This is a genomic window from Mammaliicoccus stepanovicii, assembly GCF_002902525.1.
Taxonomy (GTDB): Bacteria; Bacillota; Bacilli; order Staphylococcales; family Staphylococcaceae; genus Mammaliicoccus; species Mammaliicoccus stepanovicii.
Window position 1 is genome coordinate 1 of sequence record NZ_PPQZ01000042.1, and the last position, 249, is coordinate 249.

Genomic DNA, 249 nt, shown 5'->3' on the forward strand with positions numbered 1-249 from the left:
CGAAAGCACGTCGTTATCGACGAGTACATCAGGTTCTGAAAGTGAATCAACATCATTAAGTGGTTCAGAGAGTGAAAGTACATCATTATCGACAAGTACATTAGGATCTGAAAGCACTTCAACGTCATTGAGTAGCTCAGAGAGTGAAAGTACATCGTTATCGACAAGCACATCAGGATCTGAAAGCACATCAACATCACTAAGTGGTTCAGAAAGCGAAAGTACATCATTATCGACAAGCACATCAGG

At 41.0% G+C, this 249-nt stretch carries 1 protein-coding gene; it reads right to left on the minus strand.

Going from position 1 to position 249, the window contains the following annotated elements:
- The coding region (locus tag CD111_RS12440; RefSeq protein ID WP_420866065.1) for a hypothetical protein at positions 1-249 on the minus strand (249 nt) is incomplete at both ends.